We start from the raw sequence: 22,591 nt of genomic DNA, 5'->3' as shown, positions 1-22,591 counted from the left end.
TTGAGGAATCCAAGGAATGACCCGCATTCCCAATTTCGCTGATGTCGCCTTCCAGTCCGTCGCTACAGCGGAGCAAGCTGCGAGCGCGGAGCCGTGGCTGACGCCGGAAGGCATTCCGGTCAAATCGATCTACAGCGAAGCTGATCTCGAAGGCATCGACTTCCTCGAGACATGGCCCGGGATCGCGCCCTATCTGCGCGGCCCCTACCCGACCATGTATGTCAATCAGCCTTGGACCATCCGGCAATATGCCGGCTTCTCCACGGCGGAGGATTCCAACGCCTTCTACCGTCGCAACCTCGCGGCGGGACAGAAGGGCCTGTCGGTCGCGTTCGATCTCGCCACCCACCGCGGCTATGACTCGGATCATCCGCGCGTCTCCGGCGACGTCGGCATGGCCGGTGTCGCGATCGATTCCATCTACGACATGCGCACGTTGTTCGCCGGCATCCCGCTCGACCAGATGAGCGTGTCGATGACCATGAACGGCGCGGTGCTGCCGATCCTCGCGCTGTTCGTCGCGGCCGCCGAGGAGCAGGGCGTGCCGCCGGAAAAACTGTCGGGCACCATTCAGAACGACATTCTGAAAGAGTTCATGGTGCGCAACACCTACATCTATCCGCCGGTGCCCTCGATGCGGATCATCTCCGACATCTTCGCCTACACCTCGCAGAAGATGCCGAAATACAATTCGATCTCGATCTCCGGCTACCACATGCAGGAGGCCGGCGCGACGCAGGACCTCGAGCTCGCCTATACGTTGGCCGACGGCGTCGAATATCTGCGCGCCGGTCTTGCCGCAGGCCTCGACGTCGACCGCTTCGCACCGCGGCTGTCGTTCTTCTGGGCGATCGGCATGAACTTCTTCATGGAAGTCGCCAAGATGCGCGCTGCGCGGCTGTTGTGGGCCAAGCTGCTCAAGCCGTTCAACCCGAAGGATCCGCGCTCGCTGTCGCTGCGCACGCATTGCCAGACCTCGGGCTGGTCGCTGACGGCGCAGGATGTCTTCAACAACGTGATGCGCACCACGATCGAGGCGATGGCGGCGACGCAGGGCCACACCCAGTCGCTGCACACCAACGCGCTCGACGAGGCGCTGGCGCTGCCGACCGATTTCTCGGCGCGCATCGCCCGCAACACGCAACTGTTCCTGCAGCAGGAGAGCGGCACCAACCGCATCATCGATCCCTGGGGCGGCTCCTATTACGTTGAGCGGCTGACCCGCGATCTCGCAGCGAAGGCCTGGGATCATATCCAGGAGGTCGAGGCGCTCGGCGGCATGGCCAAGGCGATCGAGGCCGGCGTGCCGAAGCTGCGCATCGAGGAGGCCTCGGCCAAGACCCAGGCGCGCATCGATGCCGGCCGCCAGGCCGTGATCGGCGTCAACAAGTTCAAGCCGGAGAACGAGAAGCCGATCGACGTGCTGAAGGTCGAGAACTCCACGGTGCGACGGCTGCAGATCGACAAGCTCGGCCGCTTGAAGAAGGAGCGCAACCAGAAGGACGTCGACGCGACGCTGGCTGCGCTGACCCGTTCGGCGGGCGAAGGCAACGGCAATTTGCTGGCGCTCGCGATCGACGCGGCGCGCGCGAAGGCCACCGTCGGCGAGATTTCAGACGCGATGGAAAAGGTGTTCGGCCGGCACCGCGCCGAGATCAAGTCGATCACCGGCGTCTACAAGCGAGAGGCAGCGGCCATGTCCAACAAGGTCGAAAAGGTGCAGGCCCTGATCGATGCGTTCGAGGAGGCCGAAGGCCGCCGTCCCCGGATCCTGGTGGCAAAGATCGGCCAGGACGGTCACGACCGCGGCCAGAAGGTGATCGCATCGGCCTTCGCCGATGTCGGCTTCGACGTCGATATCGGGCCGCTGTTCGCAACCGCTGAGGAAGCCGCCCGCCAGGCGGTCGAGAACGACGTGCACATTCTCGGCGTTTCCTCGCTCGCTGCCGCCCACCTCACCGCGGTGCCGGAGCTGAAAGCCGCGCTGAAGAAGCACGGCCGCGAGGACATCATGATCATCATCGGCGGCGTGGTGCCGCCGCAGGATTACGATGCGCTGTACAAGGCCGGCGCCGAGGCGATCTACCCACCGGGCACGGTGATCTCGGATGCCGCGGAGGAGTTGATCCACAAGCTCAACGCAAGGCTCGGCCACAGCGAGGCGGCCGAGTAGCTCTGCCGCTTTCTTCCTCTTCCCGTTCGAAGGGAGCTCTCCATGCGCGCCGTTCGCTTCACGACGCCTGCTCGCATCATATGTCTTGCCGGGCTGCTGGCCTGCCTCGGCCTCCCCGCGCTGGCCGACGATCCCAAGCCCGACGCCTCGATCAAGAACAAGAGCGTCGAGGCCAATATCTATCTCGACGACAAGATCAAGGCGGATGCGGCGCTCGCCGCCGATTGCCTCGCCGAAGGCAAGAAGTGGATCGACAAGAATGCCGCTGAGGCGGCCTCCGACCGCAAGCAGGAGCCCGAGCTCTTCAAAGACCGCGGCGGCTATTCATTCGGGCGCAATTATTCGGTGCGCTCGATCGTCGACGGCCGCTATGTCAGTGTACTGCGGGATGATTACATGGACACCCATGGCGCGCATCCGAACTCCGACGTCAACACCGTCCTGTGGGATGCGACTGAGACGAAGCGCATCAGCATCCGCCCCTTCTTCGGCGAGACCGCAGAGAACGGTCCGACCATGAAGACGATGCTGAAGGCCATCATCACCTCGCTCAATGCCGAAAAGAAAAAGCGCGGCGCCGGCGAGACCGCGACCGCCGAGTGGTACAAGGACCTGAAGCCGACGCTGCTCAAGATCGGGGCTGTGACGCTCGCGCCCTCGACAGAGGCCGGCAAGAGCTCCGGCCTCACCTTCCACTACCCGCCCTACGCCGTCGGCCCCTATGCCGAGGGACAGTATGTCGCCTTCGTGCCGTGGGAGACGCTGAAGCCGTACCTCAGCCCGGAAGGCGCAAAGATTTTTGCCGGGGCGCGGCCGAAGGGCGACCAAGACGATCAGAACTAGGTATCTGACGAGCTTGGCCGGCCCCCTCGCCCATCACGAGCTATCGTTGTAAACCAAGCCTATGACTGCGCCGAAGACCGCCTCCCCCGACATCCGTTCCCTCGCCCAGCAACTCCGCGCCGGCCAACGCGCGGCGCTGGCGCGGGCGATCACGCTGGTCGAGAGCCGACGGAACGACCATCAGGCCGCGGCGCGCGATCTGGTGCAGGCGCTCTTGCCCGACACCGGTAGCGCCGTGCGGGTCGGCATCACTGGCTCGCCCGGCGTCGGCAAGTCGACCACCATCGATGCACTCGGCATGTTCCTGATCGAGCAGGGCCACAAGGTCGCGGTGCTGGCGGTCGATCCCTCCTCGGCGCGCACCGGCGGCTCGATCCTCGGTGACAAGACGCGGATGGCGCGGCTCGCCATCTCCGATCAGGCCTTTATCCGGCCATCGCCCTCCTCGGGCACGCTCGGCGGCGTCGCGGCAAAGACGCGCGAGGCAATGCTGCTGTGCGAGGCGGCGGGCTTCGACGTGGTGCTGGTCGAAACCGTCGGCATCGGCCAGTCCGAAACCGCGGTCTGCGACATGACCGATTTCTTCCTGGCGCTGATGCTGCCGGGCGCCGGCGACGAGCTGCAGGGCATCAAGAAGGGCCTCGTCGAACTCGCTGACATGGTCGCGATCAACAAGGCCGACGGCGACAACATCAAGCGCGCCAATCTCGCGGCGGCAGATTATCGCAGCGCGCTGCATATCCTCTCGCCGCGCTCGGAACATTGGCATCCGCCGGTCGAAACCTATTCGGCGCTGACTGGCGCGGGCCTCGACAAGATCTGGCAAAGAATCCTCGAGCACCGCACCGCGATGACCGCCTCCGGCGAGTTCGCAGGCCGTCGCCGCGAGCAGCAGGTGAAGTGGATGTGGTCGATGCTGGAGAGCCGCATGATGGCGCGGCTGCGCGCCGATGCGTCGATCCGGGCGAAGGTGAAGCGGATGGAAACCGACGTCGCCGACGGCCGCATCTCTCCAGCCGTCGCCGCCGAACAGATCGCAGAGATGCTGCGGTGAGTGCGCGGCTGCGCATCCTCGTCACCGGCTTCGGATCGTTCCCGGGCGCAGCTTTCAACCCGACCATGGCGCTGGTGAAGCGGCTGACCGGGCTGCGCCGCCCGGCCTTCGACGATGTCGCGCTGACCGGCCATATCTTCGACGTCACCTACGCGACTGTCGATCGCGAATTGCCGGAGCTCCTCGCAACGCACCGCCCGCTGGCGCTCTTGATGTTCGGGCTTGCCGGCCGCACCGGCCATTTGCGGATCGAAACCCGTGCCCGCAACGCGGTGACCACGCGCTTTCCCGATGCAGGCCGCCAGCACGCGCGCAAGGGATCGATCGTCGATGGCTTTGATGCGAGAGCGTTCGGGCCGCAGTCCGAAAGGCTGCTGCGCGCCGCGCTCGCCACCGGCATCGACGCACGGCTGTCGCGCGATGCCGGTAGCTACCTCTGCAACTATCTGAGCTGGCGCGCGATCGAGGCCGCAGGCAAGGACGATGGCCTGCATCTGACGCAATTCGTCCACGTTCCGCCGCTCGCGCATGACGGCAGCGCCGCGCGCGGCGTCTCGACCATCACGCTGGAGCAACTGGTCGACGCCGGCGAGGCCATGCTGATGGAGCTGGTCAAATTGACGCGGCAAGCCGCGCTCTCGCGCACCATGGACGCTGATCGCTGCACCGGGGGTTAACCCTACCGCCAACTATTGCCCTGTTCCCTTGGCTCGTTCACCATGCGGCGCCGCATTTCGCGCTACGTAACATGGGCGAACGACACCGCTCGCGTCTCAAGCGAGAGCCACGCGTCATGGACGTCAACCGCCGTCATGTGATCGGAGCATCCGCCGTCGGCGTTGCCGGCGCGCTCGCGATGTCGCCGGAGGCGGCGCGCGCGGCGCCAGCAGTCGGCTCGCTTGGTCGCGACGTCACGCAATATGGCGTTCGCCCCGGCAGTCCCGACGATCAAACCCGAAACCTGCAGCGCGCGATCGACGAGGCCGCCCGCGCCCATGTGCCGCTGGTGTTCCCGCCCGGCGTCTACCGCACCGGCCTGCTGCGGCTTGCGCCCGGCAGCCAGCTGATCGGCGTGCGCGGCGCGAGCCGGCTCGCATTCACCGGAGGCGCATCGATACTCTCGGGCGACGGTGCCGACGGCGCTGGTCTCACCGGACTCGCCTTCGACGGCGGCAACATCCCGCTGCCGGAGCGGCGCGGACTAGTGCATTGCATCGCCGGCCGCGACATCCGAATCGCCGATTGCGAATTCACCGGCAGCGGTCGCAACGGTATCTGGCTCGAGCAGGTGTCGGGCGACGTCAGCAACAACATCTTCACCGATATGGCGGCCACCGCGCTGATCTCGTTCGATGCGCTCGGCCTGATCGTCTCGCGCAACACCATCAAGGGCACCAGCGACAACGGCATCGAGATCCTGCGCACGGCGATCGGTGACGACGGCAGCATCGTCGCCGACAACCGCATCGAAGACATCAAGGCCGGTCCCGGCGGCTCGGGCCAGTACGGCAACGCCATCAATGCCTTCCGCGCCGGCAACGTGATCGTGCGCGGCAACCGCATCAGGAACTGCGACTATTCGGCGGTGCGCGGCAATTCGGCCGCCAACATCCACATCACGGACAACAGTGTCAGCAATGTCCGTGAGGTGGCGCTCTACTCGGAATTCTCCTTCGAGGCTGCCGTCATCGCCAACAACACCGTCGACGGCGCCGCGGTCGGCGTCTCCGTGTGCAATTTCAATGACGGCGGCCGCCTCGCGGTGGTCCAGGGCAACATCATCCGCAACCTGATCCCGAAACGCCCGATCGGCACTGCACCCGACGATGACGCCGGCATCGGCATTTATGTCGAGGCTGACACGACGGTCACCGGCAATGTGGTCGAGAACGCCCCGTCATTCGGGATCATCGCCGGCTGGGGCAAATATCTGCGCGATGTCGCGATCACCGGGAACGTCATCCGCAACGCCTTTATCGGCGTCGGCGTCTCCGTGGTGCCGGGCGCGGGCACGGCGCTGATCAACAACAACATGATCTCGGAAACGCCGCGCGGCGCGGTGGTCGGGCTCGATCACGCCCGCGCAGTGACCACCGACCTGTCGGCCGGCGGGGCCCAGCAATATGCGCAGCTGATGGTCGGCTCCAACGCCGTGCGGCGCTAGGCCGTGACTCGCTACAGCGAGTTGCGCAGCAACGGATAGCGTGCCTGGATCGCGTTGAGATCGAGCACGAGCGGAGGGGGCATCTCCAGCGGCGGTGCATCGCTCACGGTGGGCGCCTCTTCCAGCACCTCGGCCGCGGTCTCGAGCGCGGCGGTCATGGCCGTCATCGTGGCTTCGGCGAAGGTCAACGCTTCCGGCTCGGGATCCGGCATCGACAGGGGTACGCGCGGCGGCAGGTTCGGGCGTCCACGACCGAGCCACGACAGATCGATCGGCGAGTTGTCCAGCGAGGCCTCGCGCGACAGCAGTTCGCGCCAGGTGTCGACTGCCGTCCTGGCTTCCCTGATGTTTTCGAGAAAGGCGTCCTCGGTGTGGTAGCGGCGCCAGCGCCCGGTCTCGAACAATTCGGTGAGGTGTTCCAGCCGTTGCTCGGCAAGGCTGCACCAGCGTGCAACGATCTCGTGACCTTTGGCCACGTCAGTCCGATGTGTCATTCAACTTGCCCGCAGGGAGAGAAAACGGACGCAGACGCAACCGAACCGAATCAACTGGACGTGACCTGGATATTCTGTGGAAAAGGTAAATAAAGTCTAACTAAATTCTTAATTGGAGAACGCCGACGAGGGAAGTCCGCTCCACTACGGAGTTTCTGGCGCGATCCATAGTCGACGCGATCCATAGTGGACTCATGGGCTTGCAGGATGACGATGCCTCGCGCTTCCGACGACAGCCCGCCGGACGATCCACAACAATCCGCCGCGGCGCTGCGGCTGCTCGCCATTGACGCCGACGGGAGCGAAATCGGCCGGCCGCGTCCGATCAGCCATCACACAAGGCATGCCCAAAATGAAAGACCCGTCCGGGGGGACAACCGGACGGGTCAAAGCCATATGGGCGCTTGGGGTGGATGGGCGCTCGCGCCTGATATAGCCGGGGAGGGATAAACCGCTCCCACACACATAAGTCGTGACAGCTACGCCGACGTTCAAACCCTCGACGATTTTTTTAACCTTCTCCCCGCGACGCGTCGCTGCGTCATACCGGGCGCTCAACGCCGAAAATCACTGCACAGCAAGGCATTTGCGGCGGATCTGTCAAATACGTTCGCAGAACGCCGACGAGGCTCACGGAAGTGTTATTGCCGACCGCGCCTTGGCCGCCTGCGACGGTTTGTCCGAGATCGCAGCAACACGAGCGGCAGACGCATCAAATAGTCGCAGCAAGCGCCGCGATGACGACGATGTTACCGCCTGCCCTTCAGGCAACGCTCGGATTGATCCGTGGCTCGATGCGAACCGTCAACCGACGGCCTACTGCGCTTCGGCCGCGAAGCTGACGATTCTTTCCTTCTGCAGCCTGGCAACCAGCGCCGCGAGGTCGGTCTTGGACATCGCGCGGTTACCGACCTGCAGGCGGAACAGCCCGCCCTTGGCTCCGTCGACGATCGAGGCCTGATAGGCGTCGAGCAGCGCGCTGATGTCGGCGACCCTGGCATCCGGCGCGAACCGCACCAGCACACGCGACGGCGCAGCAGCCGGGGCCGCGAGGTCGCGGGTCAGCGGGGCGCTGCGTTCGGTCATCTGCGGTGGCGTTGGCGCCGGGCTCGCGAGTTCACGGGTGACCGGCGCACTGCGATCGGCCTCATCGAGCGAGGCGGTTTGAAACGAGGTCGGCTGGCTCCGCATCAGCACCGTACCGATCACCCCCGCCTGCAACAGCACCACCACCGCGCCGAGGGCGGACGACCAGGCCAGCGTGCGTGGCGACAGCTTCGCGAAGAACTCCGAGATGCTGGCGGAGATGCGCGCCCACATCGACGGCTTGCGCTCCGGCTCGGCATCGATCGCGGCGAACAGCTTCTGCATGGCGCGCGCCGAGGGCGCACCGAGGCTCTCGTTCAGGCGGATGGTCTCGGCATATTCCTCGCGGATGACGGCATATTGCGTCGCCAACTCCGGATCGCGGGCAAGCGCGTCCTCGACGCGGCGCGTGTCGCGCGCGTTCAGCGTGCCCGCCGCGTACCAAGGCAACAGCATCTCGATATCGCCGGGCTCTTGATCCAGCACCTTCTTGCCCGCTGCCATCATGGCCAACCTCGCTCGACGCCGGCTGCCTTGAGCAGCTCGGCAAGTTTCTTGCGTGCGTAAAACAGTCGCGTCTTCACGGTGTTCTCCGGAATGCCGACGATCTCGGCGACATCTTCCACGGATTTCTCGTGATAGTAGACAAGATCGACGATCTCCCGATGGTCCGCCGACAGCGCCGTCAGGCACCTGCGCAGCGCTTCACCGGTATCCTTCTTCTGCACCACCGTTTCCGGATCGTCGGACGCATCCTCGATCGCGTTCGCGGCCTCATCGTCCAATTCGGCGTCTTTCCTGCGCCGTAGCGCAGACAACGCCTTGAACCGGGTTATCGCCAGAAGCCAGGTTGAAACGGCGGATCGACCCTCGAACTTGCCCGCCTGACGCCACACGTCCAGGAAGACCTCATTAATCAGGTCCTCCGCCACCTGTTCGTCCCGCACGAGCCGAAGCCCGAAACGATACACCCTGACATGGTGCCGTCCGTACAGCACCTGCATGGCAAGCCGGTCGCCCTGAGCGATCCGGGCGATCAGAACCTCGTCTGAAGCCGCCTGTGTCGCGCTCAATGGCCGTCTCGCAAAGTTGGTCTGAGGGGGGTGGGGCGTGGTTCGACGCGAGAGCCAAGATTCTTCACATTACGGCAATGCTCGGACTGCATGTGTGATTTACACCACAGACGATCTTTCGGCTCCGGAAAATTCGCCTCACGTGGCCGGCACCCGGAAAACGGTATCATAATAACGTATACTCTCTCTGACACCGCAGCGTCAGGTGCGACCTTACCAAGGCTTCCCGCCCGCAGCCATTACTGCGCGCGCGACGCCGGCGCGCCGCCTCCCCGCTCCGCCGGCAAACGGATTTCCCTTGCGAAACAAGGGTGATGACCGGGTTCCAACGGGGTGGATTCGGCTCCAAAAGATACCAAACCTAAAGGCTTTCCACGTAGATTTTTGCCGAATTCCACCAATGGCGAGACCATGGGCAGCGCTGCGTCGTCATTTCTCGGCCCGATCGCGGGCGTATTGGGAGGCGACCGTCCCAAGCTGACGGCCGAACGCCTGGCGCTGCGGGCCAGGCAACGGCGCCAGATCCAGTCGATGATCGCCGCCTGCTACGTGCTCGATGCCGTCGTCCTATTGATCTACGCACGTGCCGGCACCACCACGGTCGGCGTCGCGGCCGGCTACGCCCTCACCGGCCTCGCTTTGGTGGCGATCTATGTGCTGCTCTCGGAGCGCGGTTTCCACGAGCGCTTCCGCGACCACTATCTGGTCACGCCGCAATCGGCCATCAACATGGTGAACCTGCTGGTGTTCACCTACATCGCGCCGGACGTCGGCGTGCTCTTCCTCTGCAACTTGTTCGTGGTGTTCGGCTTCGGCGCGCTGCGCATCTCGGCACGGCAGACCGCCATCGTCTGGACTATCATGGTCGCGGGCTTGGCCGCGCTGTTCCTCGGAACCGACAAGCCGATCGGAATGCCGACCGGCACCACGATGGACCGGCTTGCCACCACGCTGGTGTTCGCGCTGACCATCGGGCGCTGCATGTGCCTCGGCATCTTCTCGAGCTCGATGCAGCAATCGCTGTATCAGAGCGGGCTGAAGCTCAAGGAGGCCTACCGGCGCATCGAGGAGCTCGCCGAACTCGACGAGCTGACCGGCGCCTTCAATCGCCGCTGCATCATGCGCATGCTCGACGAGGAGATCGCGCGCTGCGCGCGCAACGGCAGCTCCTGCGCGGTGGCTCTGATCGATCTCGACCACTTCAAGCGGATCAACGACGTCTACGGCCATCCGACCGGCGACGAGACGCTGCGCACCTTCGCCATCACCATGTTCGCCAATCTCCGTAGCATCGACCGTTTCGGCCGCTACGGCGGCGAGGAATTCCTGCTGCTATTGCCCGACCTGTCCCAGGATCAGGCGATGCGCGCGCTGGGGCGGCTGCGCATGATCGTCGCCGATCTCGACTGGAGCGCGTTCTCGCCGGGCATGCAGGTGACGATCTCCGCGGGTGTCACGACGCTGCGACCGCGCGAAAGTTCCGACACATTGCTCGCGCGCGCCGACAGCGCGCTTTACGCAGCCAAGGCCCGGGGCCGCAACCGCATCGTCAGCGCCTGATCGTTTGAGTTTTGAATCCGGCGCCGGAGAATCCGTCGCCACCGCTCCAGGATAGAGTCATGAGTTCGAAGTCCGCGACCGCCCCCGAAAGCCTGCTCGACGAGCTGCAGACGACGCTTGCCCACGGCACCGTCGCGCGCCGTGTCGAGACGCTGCGTCGCGTGACCGACCTCTTCATCAACGGCTCGATCGACTATTCGAACGAGCAGGTCGGACTGTTCGACGACGTCTTCCAGTGCCTGCTCGAGCACATCGAAAGCTCGGCAAAGGCGCTGCTCGCCAACCGGCTTGCCCCGATCGACACCGCGCCGCCGCAGACGATCCGCACGCTCGCCTTCGACGACCTGATCGAGGTCGCCGGCCCCGTGCTCGCGCAATCGACGCGGCTCGACGACGACACCCTGATCGAGACGGCGCGCAGCAAGAGCCAGGCGCATCTGCTGGCCATCTCGACCCGAAAGGCGCTGAGCGGCGCCGTGACCGACGTGCTGGTGTTGCGCGGCAATGACGAGGTGATCCAGAGCACGGTCACCAATCCCGGCGCGGAATTCACCGAGCGCGGATTCACCCGCCTGGTCAGCCGCGCCGAGGGCGACGACGATCTGTCGACTTGCGTCGGCCTGCGCCCGAGCATTCCGCGGCACCTCTATCTCAAGCTGGTTGCGAAGGCATCCGACACCGTGCGGCAGCGGCTCGAGGCCGCGATTCCGCAGCAGGCCAAAGAAATCCCGATCGCAGTGAAGGAAGCGACTCGACGCGCGCGCTCGGCATCCGGCGCCGTCACCCGCGACACCACCATCGCACATGCCCTGGTCAAGTCGCTCTACGCGGACGGCCGGCTCGATGAATTCCAGCTGGCGGCGTTTGCCGAGGCCGGCAAGTTCGACGAGACCAACGCCTCGCTCGCTGCGCTTGCCAATGTCACGGTCGGCGTTGCCGAGAACATGATGATCGAAACCCGCGCCGAGGGCGTGATGATCCTCGCCAAGGTCTCAGGCCTGTCATGGACGACGGTGCGGGCCATCATCAACCTGCGGGACGACATCTCGGGCGGCGAACCGACCGACCTGCAGGCCTGCAAGGACACCTATGAGCGGCTGCGGCCCTCGACCGCGCAGCAGGTGCTCCGCTTCCATCGCATGCAGCAGTCCGCGCCGGCGGCCTAGTACCTCAGTATCGCAGCACGCGCCGTCCCGCGAAGGCGCCGACGGTCGCGACGATCGCCGTTGCGAGCGTGTACCAGGTCGCGACGAACAGCGGCGAGTCATCGGTGCAATGCGACGCATAGATCGTCGCCGCCAATCCTGCCGACAGCATGCCGGCGATCGCGCCGGCCGCTGCAGGCCGCGACGGAGCGCCCTGCCGCAGGCCGTACAGCGCGCCCGCGAGCAGCGGCAGCGACATCGCGGGGATTGCAGACATGCAGGTCATCGAGTTCTTGCCGATCAGCCGCGTCATCATCGGCGTGCGCTGCGGCATCATCATCTCGCCGCTGATAGCGGCCACGAGGATGCCGGCGGGAATCAACAGCCACCAGCCGAAACCGCGCAGCGAGGCTTCGGGGCGCGACAGATGCAGGCTGACCGCGATCGCGGACGCAGCGAGCGCCACCGTCACCGCGAATTTCAGGTCGAAGAACGGATTATGCATCGCGGTCATCACGTCGGGGCGGACGCCGAGCTCGGCAAAGAAGATCAGCAACGAGACGGGAGCCGCGGCGAGCAGCGCCAGCATCAGCGCCAGACCGACCGGGCGCGAGTGGTAGGCATTGTCCGCTGCCAGGGTTCGAATGAGTTGATCGGTATCCATGCTCATCGGTCCCGTAGTTTCGCCGTGAGGCTCGCCAGCCCGCGATGCAGCGCGACCCGCACCGCGCCCTCGCTCATAGAGAATTTCGCCGCGGTGTCCTTGATCGAGGCGCTGTCGACCGCAATCGACTGCAGCACATCGCGCTGCCGTGGCGGCAACGTCTGCAATTGAGCCGTCACCTCGCTCGCCGAGGCCGTCGGCTCGGGCGCCTCTCCCGGCAGCGTCTCTGCGAAGTCGTCGATATTGACGAAGATGCGCCTGCCGCGGCGGCGCAGCGCGTCGATCAGCTTGTTGCGCGCGATCGCGAACAGCCAGGGCGCAAATGGGGCGTTGGCGTCCCAGGTCTGCCGCTTCAGATGCACCGCCAGCAAGATGTCCTGCACAATGTCCTCGGACTGATCGACCGGTTGGCCCGCGCGCGCCAAACCCCGGCGCGCTGCGGCGCGGAGCACCGGCGTGATGGCCTCGAGCAGGCGATGATATGCCGCGTCATCGCCTGAAATGGCCGACCGCATCAGGCCGGTCCATTCATCCTCACGTTCCCGCACGCCTGCTCCTGAGTGCAATTCGGTCGATCTTTCAATTCGTTACACAGAAGCCGATCACATCACGAACTCGTGATGTTAGGCTCCCGCGGGGATGGCACCGACGACCGGCTGGCAGAATCGCTCTGGTGGATATCCACACGCCTTGGCTCATAACACTGATCTGGCCGACAAGCATCGGCGCGGCTTCCGGCTATCAGGTCTGTGATGGGCGGAAATTGCCCAGCTTTCGCCCCCTGTAGCCCGAAGATTCCCTTTTTCTGCCCCGGTGTGGACACGCAGCGGGGTCTCATTTCGACCTCGGGCGGGCGAATGGGGAGATGATCAAATGACAATCAAAGCCAGCGGACGCTTGGCCTTGATGGTTGCGACAGGGTTCCTTGTCTGCGCCGTTGGCCAGTTGCCGGCGCGTGCGGCCGGTTCTGACACCACCGCATTGAAATCCGACAGCGCAAGCGCCGATACATCGGTCCGGCATAGCAAGCACGCTGCTCACCGCAAGTCCTCCAAAACCGCCGACAAGTCCGAAAGCCAGAAGACCGCCGGCAGCAAGGTCGGCGACGCCGGCAGCGTGACATCGGCAGGTATCCCCGCCTCGGTCGCCAACGCCAATGCAGAGCTGACCTCTGGCGACACGGCGAACGCCGCGCCCGCCGCTGCGACCAATTCCACTCTGGCCGCAGCCGACAAGCCGGTCGACGCGCAGCAGCCGGCCGACTCCAGCGTGGTTGCGTCCGACCAGCTCAACGACGTCGATCGCACCCTGCAGCAGGCGCAGCCGGTGGAACCGCAGCAGCCGGCCCAACAGCAGCAGGCAGCTCAGCCGGAGACCCCGCCGGCGCAGCCGCAGACCCCGGCGACGGCCTCGTCCCGGGCGGCACCGGTCCTGGCCAGCGGCGAAAGCTCGACCTGGGACCAGACCTCGCTGATCGGAAAGATCTTCATCGGGTTCGGCGCCCTGCTCACCGTGGCCTCCGCCGCACGCATGTTCATGGCTTAGCCGGGCCATTGTCGCGGGTGCGGCGCGGGTAGCGTCGCACCCGCGGCCCGGCTACCTTTCGGCCACTTGAAGCGTATCCCGGCAGCAGGCACATTGCCCGACAAATCAGGCACGGGGTTTGCGTCCATGGCTACGTTTGAATTCATCATCGTCGAGAGCAAGGGACCGGTCGGCGTCATCACGCTGAACCGGCCGAAAATGCTGAATGCCCTGTCGTTCGGCGTGTTCCGCGAGATCGCCGCGGCGGTCGACGATCTCGAGGCCGACGACAAGATCGGCTGCATTCTGATCACCGGCAGCGAGAAGGCCTTTGCGGCCGGCGCCGACATCAAGGAGATGCAGCCGAAGGGCTTCATCGACATGTTCAACAGCGACTTCGCCTCGATCGGCGGCGATCGTGTCGCGCGATGTCGCAAGCCGACCATCGCGGCGGTCGCCGGCTATGCGCTGGGCGGCGGCTGCGAGCTTGCGATGATGTGTGACATCATCATCGCCGCCGAGACCGCCAAGTTCGGCCAGCCGGAAATCACGCTCGGCACCATCCCCGGCATCGGCGGCACCCAGCGGCTGACGCGCGCGATCGGCAAGTCGAAGGCGATGGATCTCTGCCTCACCGGGCGGATGATGGATGCGGCCGAGGCCGAACGTTCGGGCCTCGTGTCGCGGATCGTTCCCGCCGACAAGCTGCTGGAAGAGGCGCTTGCCGCAGCCGAGAAGATCGCCTCGATGTCGCGCCCGGCAGCGGCGATGGCCAAGGAAGCGATCAACCGCGCCTTCGAGACGCCGCTGTCGGAAGGCATGAATGTCGAACGCAACCTGTTCCACTCGACCTTCGCGCTGGAAGACCGCTCCGAGGGCATGGCTGCGTTCATCGAGAAGCGCAAGCCGGTGAACAAGAACCGCTAAGCTGCGACAAGGTTCTCGTCTAGCTCCCTGGTTGGAGCATGATCTCCGCGCAAACGCGTTCCGCGTTTGTCGCGAGGGAAAACCGCTGCACACTTCTCCGGATCATGCTCTAACGCCCCCTGCTCCGCGCCAGTGCCGCGCTGACCAGGGCGCGGTAGGCGCGCTCGGCAACATGCGTGGGCTTGTCGAGGCCGAGCCGCGCCAGGCATTCGCGGTCCGCAGCATTGGGTGGATGCCTCATGCCCTGCCACAGCATCCTGGCCAATTGGAGCGATGTGCGCTGCGCCTGCTGCAGTATCTGCAAGGCAGGGATCAGCCGCTGCTCGACCTCGGTGAAGTCGCTGCCGAACGGGAATGACGGCAACAGCCCCGCGTCACGCGTGGGCTTCAGCGCAGCGCTGATGCGCTCCGGATAGTTCTCGTGGTGCGCGGCAGGGATCTCGTAATTGCGCGGCAGCTTGCCGGCCTCCTTGGCCTGCCGCATCAACTCGCTCTGGAAGCGGGAATCCGTGACCTGCAGCATCGCCGCGACGACATCGGCATCGGATTTCCCACGCGTGTCGGCGACGCCATATTCGGTGACGAAGATATCGCGCAGGTGCCGCGGAATGGTCTCGTGGCCGTAACTCCAGCGGATGTTCGACTGCGTTCGCTTAGCCGACGGACGCGTTGCCTCCAGCGTGAGCACCGAACGCGCCCCCTCGAGCGCAAACGCCTGCGCCACGAAATTGTACTGGCCGCCGACGCCGCTCACGACCTGGCCATTCTCCAGTCCGTCTGAGATCGCGGCACCCAGCAGTGTCGCCATCATCGCGTTGTTGACGAAGCGCGCATCGACGCGGGCGCGGCGTTTGGCATCTTCCTCGCCGAAGATCTCGTTGGTGAAGGACACCGGCATCATCTGGATCCGCGCCAGTTGCTCCGGCGTCATCTCGCGCAACGCCCGGTAGAACGATTGCGGCCCCAGGAAGAACGCCCCGTGCAGGATCACGCCGTCGACTTCGCGCTTGAGGATGCCGGCATCGATCAGTCCGAGGAACGCCTCAAACAGCATTTCGCTGACGCCATAGAGCCCCTTCTCGAACGGCCCGGTCTCAATTGAGCCGAGCTGCTCGCTGCCGGGCGCGAGCCGCTTCATGATGCCGTGGTACTGCGCGTTGTCGCGATGCCGAATCACGAGGCCTTGCGCCAGCGCATCGCCGATCTGGCCGATGCCGATCTGCAGCGAACCGCCGTCACGCACCAGACCCGCGGCGTGCAGCCCGATCGCATATTTGGTATCGCTGATCGGCTCCGACGGCGGCGCGAACAGCGGGAAGTCGGTCGCAGAGCTGTCGAGCACCGCTGCAAACTCGCCGGCCGGCAGGTCGCCGGCGCCAGGCATGAACGGCAGCTCGGAATTCACCTGGGCGATCAGCTTGAACGACGCGCGCCCGTCGCTGCGCGCACGCAGGACGTCGAGGGTCGTATCGGTGTTGCAGCTCAGGCTGTACCGCGTCTCGCCGTCGACCACGCGTTTGGCGACCAGCTGAGTGACGACATTCAGCCCGCGCGACAGCAGGTAAGACGCCGCGTGGGTGTAGTTCGCGGAGATGTAATGCTGTTGCGCGAACGGCTGGTACAGCCACTGCCCCGCGAGGAAGAAGAACTCGATCACCTTGATGTTGGGCGGCAGGGCACCGGCGTGCAGCGCATCCGCATAGGCGAGATCCGGATAGCCGCCGAACAGGCGATCGATCACAGGACCGATGAAGCGCTGCTCGAGCAGGTTGTTCGGCCTCGGCTTTTCCAGGGTCAGCGCCGAGAGCAGCGTGAGATTGATGGAGCGGTCGGCGGCGGCCCGCGCATATAGCGCATTGACGACGTGGTTGGCCTTGCCGAGCCCGAGCGGCAAGCCGACCACCAGATCGGTTCCGACGTCACGAATGATGTATTCCGCGATCGCCTCGGGGTCGGAGAAGATGTTCGGCATCACGAATGAACCCGGCGAGGCTGTGGACAACCGGCCTCGTGAATCGGCAGCCGGTGGGTGAAATTTATACTGCATATGACACCGGCGTTCGCCTGTGACGAAGCGGCAACAGACAAGAATTGAATGTGCAGATCTCTCGCGACGGTTTGCCTGTGGCTGCGTCGCCCCCTAAACAGGTAGACGTGTCGAATGCGCCGGCGGGGGCGGACTGCCGGGGTTTGGGGTGCGGGATCACATGGTTGAGCGTGCCGCCAGCTTGGGCGACGTAAAGAGGCGTGTGTTGTTGTCGGGCAGTTGCGTTGGCGCGCTGGCGTGTACGCTGCTGCTGGCGATGCCGGCCGCCCGCGCCGAGGGCCTGCCGGAAGCGCTGGTCAAAGCCTATCAGACCAACCCGCAGCTTAATGCCGAACGCGCGCGCCAGCGTGCGACCGACGAAAACGTGCCGCAGGCCCTCGCCGGTTACAGACCCCAGATCGCGGCCAGCCTTTCGGTCGGCCTGCAGGCGGTGCGCGACCTGTTGCCCGGCAACGTCATCCAGACCGCGACGCTGAAACCCTGGCAGATCGGCCTGACGGTCACCCAGACCCTGTTCAACGGCTTCAAGACCGCCAACAGCGTGCGTGTCGCTGAATTGCAAGTGCAGTCCGGCCGCGAGGCGCTCCGCAATGTCGGCCAGGGCGTGCTGCTCGACGCCGTTACCGCCTACACCAACGTGCTGGCCAACCAGACGCTGGTCGATGCCCAGCGTTCCAACGTCGCCTTCCTGAAGGAGACCCAGGCGATCACGCAGCGGCGCCTCAATGCCGGCGACGTCACGCCGACGGATACCGCACAGGCCGAGGCGCGGCTCAATCGCGGCCTTGCCGATCTCAATGCCGCCGAAGTCAATCTCGCGATCAGCCAGGCCACCTATGCGCAGGTGATCGGCAACGCGCCGTCCCAGTTGCGCCCCGCCGAGACCGTTGACCGGCTGCTGCCGCGCAGCCGCGAGGATGCGCTCGCGATTGCGTTGCGCGAGCATCCGGCCGTGATGGCCGCCGGCTACGATGTCGACGTCGCCTCGACCTCGATCCGGGTCGCCGAAAGCAGCCTGATGCCGAACGTCACGCTGCAGGGCAGCGTCAGCAAGAACCGCGACTCCGACACCTCGCTCTCCACGTTCGGAACCGATCAGGCCTCGGTGATCGGCCAGGTCACGCAACCGATCTATGACGGCGGCACGGCCGCATCGCAGACCCGGCAGGCCAAGGAAGTCGCCGCGCAGAGCCGGCTCGTGCTCGACCAGGTCCGCAATCAGGCCAAGACCGCGGTGGTCAGCGCCTGGGTCGCCAGCGAGGGCGCCAAGATCGCGGTGTCGGCCTCCCTGTCCGAGATGAAGGCTGCCGAGGTTGCGCTGGCGGGCGTGCAGAAGGAAGCCGCCGGCGGCCAGCGCACCACCGTCGACGTGCTCAACGCGCAGCAGGATCTGATCACGGCACGGGCGCGACTGATCGGCGCGCAGCGCGATCGCGTGGTCGCCTCGTACACGCTGCTTAGCGCGATCGGGCATCTCGACGTCAAGACGCTCAATCTCAAGACGCCCGACTATCTGCCCGAGGTCCATTACCATCAGGTCCGCGACGCCTGGCACGGGCTGCGCACGCCGTCGGGTCAATAGGCGTCGATGCGGAACCGCTCGCACAGCGAGCGCCGAGCCCTTCCCGCCCGAGCGATCCACCGATAACCTCCCTCCCCGCCGGCGACACATAACGCCGACGCGCGGACAACGCGCATAACAGTCGAGCACGCAGGGAGACGTCCAATGCTGACGCGACGCAGTATGATGCTGGCTTCCATCGCGGCGGGAGTGACCATGAACAGCAGCAACGCATTTTCCAAGGCTTCGCAACCATCGACCGCCGTCAACTTCGACGTGCCGGTCGGGGCATGCGACTGCCACACCCACATCCATGGCGACCCGGCAAAATTCCCGTTCTTCGCGGGCCGCGTCTACACGCCGGAACAGGCATCGCCGGAGGAGATGAGCGCGCTCCACAAGGCCCTGCACATCGAGCGCGTGGTAATCGTGACCCCGAGCGTTTACGGCCCCGACAATTCCGCGACGCTGTTCGGCATCATGGCCCGTGGCCCGACGGCGCGCGGAGTGGCCGTGATCGACGACAAGACCAGCGAGAGCGATCTCGACGCCATGCAGAAGGCCGGCTTTCGCGGCATCCGTCTCAACCTCGCGACCGGCGGCGTCAACGATCCAAATGTCGGCCGGCAGCGCTTCTCGGCCGCGGTGGAGCGGATGAAGGCGCGCGGCTGGCACGTGCAGCTCTTCACCAGCCTCGCCATGATCTCGGCGATCAAGGACCTGGTCGCCGCCTCCCCGGTCCCGGTCGTGTTCGACCATTTCGGCGGCGCCGAGGCCGCGCTGGGCATCACGCAGCCGGGATTTGCCGACCTGCTCGAGCTCGTCAAATCCGGCAAGGCCTATGTCAAGATCTCCGGCGCCTACCGCGCCTCCAAGCTCGCACCCGACTATCCGGACGCCGCGCCGCTGGCGAAGGCGCTGATCGCGGCCAATGCCGAGCGCATCGTCTGGGGCACCGACTGGCCGCACCCGGATTCGGTGACGCCGCCCGGCAAGAAGGTCACCGACGTGACGCCGCTGTACCAGATCGACGACGGCCGCCTCCTCAACCAGCTTCCGGTCTGGGCGCCGGATGCCGCGGTCCGCAAGACCATCCTGGTCGACAATCCGGCACGGCTTTACGGCTTCGCCTGACCATCACGCTTCACTAACGCTCCCGCGGCCGGCGCGAGAAATAGGAGATCAGCACCGGCAGCGTGACCAGGATCACCAGCGGCGCCAGCAGCATGCCGGTGACGACGACGATCGCGAGCGGCTTCTGCACCTGCGAGCCGATGCCCTCCGACACCGCCGCCGGCAACAGCCCGATGCCGGCGACGACGCAGGTCATCAGCACCGGACGAAGCTGCAACTCGCCGGTCCGGATCACCGCGCGCATGCGGTCGTAGCCCTCGTCGATCAGCTGATTGAACTGCGACAGAATGATGATGCCGTCCATCACCGCAATGCCGAACAGCGCGATGAAGCCGATCGCCGCCGACACGCTGAACGGAATCCCCGAGATCAGGAGCCCGAGCACGCCGCCGAAGATCGCCATCGGGATCACGCTCATGGCAAGCAGCGTGTCGACCATCGAGCCGAAGTTGAAGAACAGCAGCGCCGCGATCAGCGCAAGGCTGATCGGCACCACGATCGACAGCCGCTTGATCGCGTCCTGCAGATTGCCGAACTCGCCGACCCATTCGAGATGCGAGCCGGGCGGCAGCTGCACCTGCTCGTTGACCTTCTGCTGCGCCTCCAGGATCGCGCTGCCGAGGTCGCGGTCGCGCACCGAGAACTTGATCGGCAGATAGCGCTCCTGCTGCTCGCGATAGATGTAGGCGGCACCCGAGACCAGCTTGATCGACGCAACCTCGCTCAGCGGAATCTGCGTGATGCCGCCATTGCCGTTCGCCACGCCGATGCGCAAATTGTGGATCGCCTCTGCGCTCTTGCGGTACTCCGGCGCCAGCCGCACGATGATCGGGAAATGCCGATCGCTGCCGGGCTCATAGAGGTCGCCGGCGCTGTCGCCGCCGACCGCGACCTTGATCGTGGCGTTGATGTCGCCCGGTGACAGGCCATAGCGCGCCGCCCGCGCCCGGTCGACGTCGATCTGGATCGTCGGCTGCCCCAGCGAGGTGAACACCGCGAGGTCGGTGATGCCCTGCACGGTCGAGAGCACGGATTTGATCTTGTTGGCGGTGTCGGTCAACGCCTGCAGGTCGCTGCCGTAGAGCTTGATCGAGTTCTCGCCCTTCACGCCCGATACCGCTTCCGAGACGTTGTCCTGCAGATACTGCGAGAAGTTGAATTCGACGCCTGGGAACTTGTCCTGCAACTGCGCCAGCAGCTGCGCGGTGAGCTCGTCCTTGTCATGCGTCCCGGGCCATTCGCTCGCGGGTTTCAGGGGCGCGAAGAACTCGGCATTGAAGAAACCGGCAGCGTCGGTGCCGTCGTCCGGCCGGCCGTGCTGCGACACCACGGCCTCCACCTCGGGACGCGCGCGGATCAGGCGCCGCATCTCGTTGACGTAGGTGTTGCCCTCCTGCAGCGAGATCGTCGGCGGCAGCGTGGCGCGGATCCACAGATTGCCCTCTTCCAGCTTGGGCAGGAATTCGAGGCCCAGGAATCGCGCGAAGATGATGGTCATGACCACGAGGCCGGCGGCGCCGGCCATCACGACCTTGCGGTTGGCAACCGCCCAGTTCAGGACCGGCAGATAGATCTGGTGGAGCTTCCCGACGATCCAGGTCTCGGTCTCGTGGATATGCGCCGGCAGGATGATTGCGCTCAAGGCCGGCGTGACCGTGAACGTCGCCAGCAGGCCGCCGGCCAACGCATAGGCATAGGTCCGCGCCATCGGCCCGAAGATGTTGCCCTCGACGCCTCCAAGCGTGAACAGCGGCAGGAAGGCCGCGACTATGATGGTGGCGGCAAAGAAGATCGAGCGCGAGACGTCGGCCGCGGCCGACAGGATCGCGTGGCTCTTCATCCCCATCACCGTATCTTCGGAGATATGGCTCTGCTCGGCCTCCGACAGCGCCGTGGTCTGCGACAGCCGCCTGAAGATCGCCTCCACCATGATGACGGTGCCATCGACGATCAGGCCGAAGTCGATCGCGCCGACCGACAGCAAATTGGCGGATTCGCCGCGCAGCACCAGGATGATCACGGCAAAGAACAGCGCGAACGGTATCGTCGCGCCGACGATCATCGCGCTGCGGAGATCGCCGAGGAATATCCACTGCAGCAGCACGATCAAGAGGATGCCAACCACCATGTTGTGCAGCACGGTGTGGGTGGTGAGCTCGATCAGGTCCTTGCGGTCGTAGATGCGTTCGATCTTCACGCCAGGCGGCAGGATCGAAGAGCTGTTGATTTGTTTGACGAGCTGCTCCACGCGGGCGATCGTCGGCGAGCTCTGCTCACCGCGTCGCATCAGCACGATGCCCTGCACGATATCGTCGTCATCGTCGATGCCGGCGATGCCGAGCCGTGGCTTCTCGCCGACGGTGACGGTGCCGATATCCTTGACAAGCACCGGATTGCCGCCGGACTGCGAGATCATGGTGTTGGACAGGTCGTCGATCGATCGGATCAGGCCGACGCCGCGCACCACGGCCGACTGCGAACCGATGTTCACGGTGTTGCCGCCGACATTGATGTTGGCGTTGGAAACGGCCTGCAGCACCTGCGGCAGGGTCAGGCCGTTGGCGACCAGCTTGTTGAAGTCGACCTGGATTTCATAGGTCTTGGTCTTGCCGCCCCAGCCGGTGACGTCGATCACACCGGGCACCGCGCGGAAGCGGCGCTGCAGCACCCAGTCCTGCAGCGTCTTGAGATCGAGCACGCTGTAGTTCGGCGGACCCTTAAGCCGGTAACGGAAGATTTCACCGATCGGGCTTGTCGGCGAAATGCCGGGCTGCACATTGCCCGGCAGCGGCGCGAGCTGTGACAGACGGTTCAAGACCTGCTGCAGCGCCTCGTCATAGGTGTAGTCGAAGGAGAACTGCAGCTTGACGTCGGAGAGGCCGTACAGCGAGATGGTGCGGATGGTCTTGAGGTTCTTGATGCCGGCGACCTGGGTCTCGATCGGGATCGTGATGTAGCGCTCGATCTCTTCCGCCGAGAGGCCCGGGCTCTGCGTCACGATGTCGACCATCGGCGGGGTCGGATCGGGATAGGCCTCGATGTTGAGCTGCTTGAACGCGAGGAGGCCGCCGATCATCACGGCGACGAACATGGCCACCATCAAGTAGCGGCGGCTGACGGCAAGGGCGACAAGACGATCCAT

Annotated in this window: 18 protein-coding genes; 11 read left to right on the top strand and 7 right to left on the bottom strand. The window is 65.2% G+C overall.

The window, feature by feature from the left end; genetic code table 11:
• Positions 1-16 precede the first annotated feature (16 nt).
• From scpA to AS156_RS13805, 5 genes are all read left to right on the top strand, one after another.
• Positions 17-2,173 carry a methylmalonyl-CoA mutase gene (gene scpA / locus AS156_RS13825; RefSeq protein WP_066504681.1) on the top strand — a complete coding sequence of 719 codons (2,157 nt, stop codon included), beginning with the start codon at positions 17-19 and terminating at the stop codon, positions 2,171-2,173.
• A gap of 42 nt (positions 2,174-2,215) precedes the next feature.
• The gene (locus tag AS156_RS13820) at positions 2,216-3,016 is read left to right on the top strand and encodes an RsiV family protein (protein WP_066504678.1); all 801 of its coding nucleotides are present in this window, start codon (positions 2,216-2,218) and stop codon (positions 3,014-3,016) included.
• A gap of 61 nt (positions 3,017-3,077) precedes the next feature.
• The gene (meaB, locus tag AS156_RS13815; RefSeq protein WP_066504675.1) at positions 3,078-4,070 is read left to right on the top strand and encodes a methylmalonyl Co-A mutase-associated GTPase MeaB; all 993 of its coding nucleotides are present in this window, start codon (positions 3,078-3,080) and stop codon (positions 4,068-4,070) included.
• Positions 4,067-4,747, top strand: a complete 681-nt coding sequence (locus tag AS156_RS13810; protein WP_066504673.1) for a pyroglutamyl-peptidase I — start codon at positions 4,067-4,069, stop codon at positions 4,745-4,747. Before meaB ends, AS156_RS13810 begins: the two co-directional genes overlap by 4 nt.
• 116 nt (positions 4,748-4,863) lie before the next feature.
• Positions 4,864-6,234 carry a TIGR03808 family TAT-translocated repetitive protein gene (locus tag AS156_RS13805; RefSeq protein WP_066504670.1) on the top strand — a complete coding sequence of 457 codons (1,371 nt, stop codon included), beginning with the start codon at positions 4,864-4,866 and terminating at the stop codon, positions 6,232-6,234.
• A gap of 11 nt (positions 6,235-6,245) precedes the next feature.
• Here AS156_RS13805 and AS156_RS13800 read toward each other — a convergent pair whose 3' ends face one another.
• From AS156_RS13800 to AS156_RS13790, 3 genes are all read right to left on the bottom strand, one after another.
• Positions 6,246-6,728, bottom strand: coding sequence for a TIGR03809 family protein (locus AS156_RS13800; protein WP_066504668.1), 483 nt, complete (start codon positions 6,726-6,728; stop codon positions 6,246-6,248).
• Positions 6,729-7,544: 816 nt separating this feature from the next.
• A complete protein-coding gene (locus AS156_RS13795) occupies positions 7,545-8,321 on the bottom strand; it encodes a hypothetical protein (protein ID WP_066504661.1) in 777 nt (258 codons plus the stop codon).
• On the bottom strand, positions 8,318-8,887 hold the full coding sequence (locus AS156_RS13790; RefSeq protein ID WP_066504659.1) for a sigma-70 family RNA polymerase sigma factor: 570 nt from the start codon (positions 8,885-8,887) through the stop codon (positions 8,318-8,320). Before AS156_RS13790 ends, AS156_RS13795 begins: the two co-directional genes overlap by 4 nt.
• A gap of 411 nt (positions 8,888-9,298) precedes the next feature.
• Here AS156_RS13790 and AS156_RS13785 point away from each other — a divergent pair, with 411 nt between their 5' ends.
• Entirely contained in the window at positions 9,299-10,447 is a 1,149-nt protein-coding gene (locus AS156_RS13785; protein ID WP_066504655.1) for a GGDEF domain-containing protein, read from the top strand.
• Positions 10,448-10,506: 59 nt separating this feature from the next.
• Entirely contained in the window at positions 10,507-11,613 is a 1,107-nt protein-coding gene (locus tag AS156_RS13780; RefSeq protein ID WP_066504653.1) for a DUF2336 domain-containing protein, read from the top strand.
• 4 nt (positions 11,614-11,617) lie between these two features.
• Here the strand turns inward: AS156_RS13780 and AS156_RS13775 are convergent, their stop codons facing one another.
• Together AS156_RS13775 and AS156_RS13770 are read right to left on the bottom strand one after the other, a co-directional pair.
• Positions 11,618-12,256 (bottom strand): NrsF family protein, encoded by a 639-nt coding sequence (locus tag AS156_RS13775; protein WP_066504649.1) that lies wholly within the window; start codon positions 12,254-12,256, stop codon positions 11,618-11,620.
• Positions 12,257-12,258: 2 nt separating this feature from the next.
• Positions 12,259-12,804 (bottom strand): sigma-70 family RNA polymerase sigma factor, encoded by a 546-nt coding sequence (locus AS156_RS13770; RefSeq protein ID WP_066504647.1) that lies wholly within the window; start codon positions 12,802-12,804, stop codon positions 12,259-12,261.
• A 325-nt stretch (positions 12,805-13,129) separates the two neighbouring features.
• Here AS156_RS13770 and AS156_RS13765 point away from each other — a divergent pair, with 325 nt between their 5' ends.
• Together AS156_RS13765 and AS156_RS13760 are read left to right on the top strand one after the other, a co-directional pair.
• Positions 13,130-13,801 carry a hypothetical protein gene (locus tag AS156_RS13765; protein WP_066504645.1) on the top strand — a complete coding sequence of 224 codons (672 nt, stop codon included), beginning with the start codon at positions 13,130-13,132 and terminating at the stop codon, positions 13,799-13,801.
• Between the two features lie 126 nt (positions 13,802-13,927).
• On the top strand, positions 13,928-14,707 hold the full coding sequence (locus AS156_RS13760; RefSeq protein ID WP_066504640.1) for an enoyl-CoA hydratase: 780 nt from the start codon (positions 13,928-13,930) through the stop codon (positions 14,705-14,707).
• 109 nt (positions 14,708-14,816) lie between these two features.
• Here AS156_RS13760 and AS156_RS13755 read toward each other — a convergent pair whose 3' ends face one another.
• Positions 14,817-16,679, bottom strand: a complete 1,863-nt coding sequence (locus tag AS156_RS13755) for an acetyl-CoA hydrolase/transferase C-terminal domain-containing protein (RefSeq protein WP_066504637.1) — start codon at positions 16,677-16,679, stop codon at positions 14,817-14,819.
• 235 nt (positions 16,680-16,914) lie between these two features.
• Between AS156_RS13755 and AS156_RS13750 the strand changes: the two genes are divergently transcribed.
• Complete coding sequence (locus tag AS156_RS13750) at positions 16,915-18,336, top strand: TolC family outer membrane protein (protein ID WP_066504634.1); 1,422 nt, start codon at positions 16,915-16,917, stop codon at positions 18,334-18,336.
• 144 nt (positions 18,337-18,480) lie between these two features.
• Positions 18,481-19,449 (top strand): amidohydrolase family protein, encoded by a 969-nt coding sequence (locus AS156_RS13745; protein ID WP_066504631.1) that lies wholly within the window; start codon positions 18,481-18,483, stop codon positions 19,447-19,449.
• A gap of 13 nt (positions 19,450-19,462) precedes the next feature.
• On the opposite strand, the gene AS156_RS13740 is transcribed toward AS156_RS13745, so the two are convergent.
• Positions 19,463-22,591, bottom strand: a complete 3,129-nt coding sequence (locus tag AS156_RS13740) for an efflux RND transporter permease subunit (protein ID WP_066504629.1) — start codon at positions 22,589-22,591, stop codon at positions 19,463-19,465.

Origin of the sequence: Bradyrhizobium macuxiense (assembly GCF_001542415.1) — a bacterium.
Classification (GTDB): Bacteria; Pseudomonadota; Alphaproteobacteria; order Rhizobiales; family Xanthobacteraceae; genus Bradyrhizobium; species Bradyrhizobium macuxiense.
Note: the sequence above shows the minus strand (reverse complement) of the source record. Positions and strands in the feature narration are given on the sequence as shown.

What these genes read in the sequence shown, in the direction of transcription:
- scpA (WP_066504681.1), top strand. Translation starts at nt 17, where the DNA reads ATGACCCGCATTCCCAATTTCGCTGATGTCGCCTTCCAGTCCGTCGCT.
- AS156_RS13820 (WP_066504678.1), top strand. Translation starts at nt 2,216, where the DNA reads ATGCGCGCCGTTCGCTTCACGACGCCTGCTCGCATCATATGTCTTGCC.
- meaB (WP_066504675.1), top strand. Translation starts at nt 3,078, where the DNA reads ATGACTGCGCCGAAGACCGCCTCCCCCGACATCCGTTCCCTCGCCCAG.
- AS156_RS13805 (WP_066504670.1), top strand. Translation starts at nt 4,864, where the DNA reads ATGGACGTCAACCGCCGTCATGTGATCGGAGCATCCGCCGTCGGCGTT.
- AS156_RS13800 (WP_066504668.1), bottom strand. Translation starts at nt 6,728, where the DNA reads ATGACACATCGGACTGACGTGGCCAAAGGTCACGAGATCGTTGCACGC.
- AS156_RS13795 (WP_066504661.1), bottom strand. Translation starts at nt 8,321, where the DNA reads ATGATGGCAGCGGGCAAGAAGGTGCTGGATCAAGAGCCCGGCGATATC.
- AS156_RS13785 (WP_066504655.1), top strand. Translation starts at nt 9,299, where the DNA reads ATGGGCAGCGCTGCGTCGTCATTTCTCGGCCCGATCGCGGGCGTATTG.
- AS156_RS13780 (WP_066504653.1), top strand. Translation starts at nt 10,507, where the DNA reads ATGAGTTCGAAGTCCGCGACCGCCCCCGAAAGCCTGCTCGACGAGCTG.
- AS156_RS13775 (WP_066504649.1), bottom strand. Translation starts at nt 12,256, where the DNA reads ATGGATACCGATCAACTCATTCGAACCCTGGCAGCGGACAATGCCTAC.
- AS156_RS13765 (WP_066504645.1), top strand. Translation starts at nt 13,130, where the DNA reads ATGACAATCAAAGCCAGCGGACGCTTGGCCTTGATGGTTGCGACAGGG.
- AS156_RS13760 (WP_066504640.1), top strand. Translation starts at nt 13,928, where the DNA reads ATGGCTACGTTTGAATTCATCATCGTCGAGAGCAAGGGACCGGTCGGC.
- AS156_RS13755 (WP_066504637.1), bottom strand. Translation starts at nt 16,679, where the DNA reads ATGCCGAACATCTTCTCCGACCCCGAGGCGATCGCGGAATACATCATT.
- AS156_RS13750 (WP_066504634.1), top strand. Translation starts at nt 16,915, where the DNA reads ATGGTTGAGCGTGCCGCCAGCTTGGGCGACGTAAAGAGGCGTGTGTTG.
- AS156_RS13745 (WP_066504631.1), top strand. Translation starts at nt 18,481, where the DNA reads ATGCTGACGCGACGCAGTATGATGCTGGCTTCCATCGCGGCGGGAGTG.
- AS156_RS13740 (WP_066504629.1), bottom strand. Translation starts at nt 22,591, where the DNA reads ATGGATCGTCTTGTCGCCCTTGCCGTCAGCCGCCGCTACTTGATGGTG.